The sequence below is a fragment of the Blautia schinkii genome, assembly GCF_013304825.1.
GTDB lineage: Bacteria > Bacillota > Clostridia > Lachnospirales > Lachnospiraceae > Blautia_A > Blautia_A schinkii_B.
On record NZ_JAAWUO010000039.1, the window covers coordinates 1 to 1,453 of the forward strand.

A 1,453-nucleotide genomic window follows, 5' to 3' on the forward strand; every position below is an offset into this window, starting at 1 on the left:
AGAAATTAAAACCATTTTGCAGCGTATTGCTGTAATTGTTCCTGGACATCCCGGTAGCTGTATTTGCTGACCGGGATTATTTCATGATTATTCAGTGTGATTTCAAAGCGTTTGATTGAACGGACAGCATACAGAGAAACAATGTAGCATCTGTGACATTGCACGAAGATATCTTTCGGCAGAGTTTCACGGACTGCAGAAAGGGATTTATATATCTTCGTGACAGTACCGTCCTGAAGGTGAATCTGCAGTTCTTTATTGATTATTTCAATATAGGTAATATCCCTGATATGAAAGGATACAGTTCTGGACGGAGTGTCGATTATAATGGATTTCGGGATCAGATGTCGGATCGCACGGGTTAGTGCTTCTGCAAGTTTTTGACGGCTGATCGGCTTGAGGATATAACCTACAGGTTCAGCAGAATATGCATCGAATACAAATTTCTCACTGCTGGAAATGAAGATAACGGGAATTTGGTTTTCAGTGTCACGGAGACATTCTGCAAAGCTGATCCCATTGTTTTCACCCAGCATAATATCAAGAATCAGAATGTCACAGCTTTTGGGAGTATTCTGCAATGTATTTTTTAATTCTGAAATAGAAGTATATTTTCGAATCTCACAGGATTCTCCCATGGATGCTAAAATATCGATGATCATTTCTGATATCTGTGTTAAAAAAATCGGTTCATCATCACAGATGACAATATGGTACATAGTGAAAGCCTCCTATTATTCGTTATTTTCGTCAAGACAAAGCGTTGTTGTTACAGCAAAAAAACCACCACGTACCTGTACGCTCAGTATACCATTGTATTTTTCGGCGATTCCATTGATGATCTTAAGACCGTAACCGTGTCTGTCACTGTTCTTTTTACTGGATTTATATTTTCCATTCGTGATTCTCAAGTTATCCTCATTGTAGGAGTTTTCACATTTAATAAACAGAAAATTTCCCTTTGAATGGAGATTCAGCCGGATGATCCGCTGTCCTTCAGAAACCTTCTGACACCCTTCTACTGCATTTTCCAAAATATTTGTCAACATCCGGCACAAATCAATATCTTCCATGTTGAGTCTTCTGCCAATGATAATACTGTACTCCACTATGGCTTTATAACGGCTGGCACGTTCTGCAAATTCTGAAAGGATGGAATTGACCAGAGCATTGGCTGTGTAGGTGACAAAAGGAAGCTGTTCGGCTTCTTCAGTAAATTTCTGTATATACTGTCTGGCACCTGCATAGTCCTCCTGTTTAAGATAGGAGGACAGGGCATTCATATGATGCCGGATCTCATGGTGTATTTCCAGAATATGTTCATTGTTTTCTGCCTGATTCCGGTAGTTTTCCAGTATGCGCTCGGAAATCCTCTGTTCTTCCTGTTTACTGCGGATGTATTCCATGACACTGAAGAATACGGCATATACTATGAAAGCAAATACTGCAAACA

General features: G+C 39.6%; 2 protein-coding genes. Both read right to left on the reverse strand.

The features are described from left to right. Nucleotides 1-5: 5 nt before the first annotated feature. Nucleotides 6-719 carry a LytR/AlgR family response regulator transcription factor gene (locus tag HFM85_RS15940; RefSeq protein ID WP_173739193.1) on the reverse strand — a complete coding sequence of 238 codons (714 nt, stop codon included), beginning with the start codon at nt 717-719 and terminating at the stop codon, nt 6-8. Nucleotides 720-734: 15 nt separating this feature from the next. After that, a partial coding sequence (locus HFM85_RS15945; protein WP_173754723.1) for an ATP-binding protein occupies nt 735-1,453 on the reverse strand: 719 nt, incomplete at its 5' end.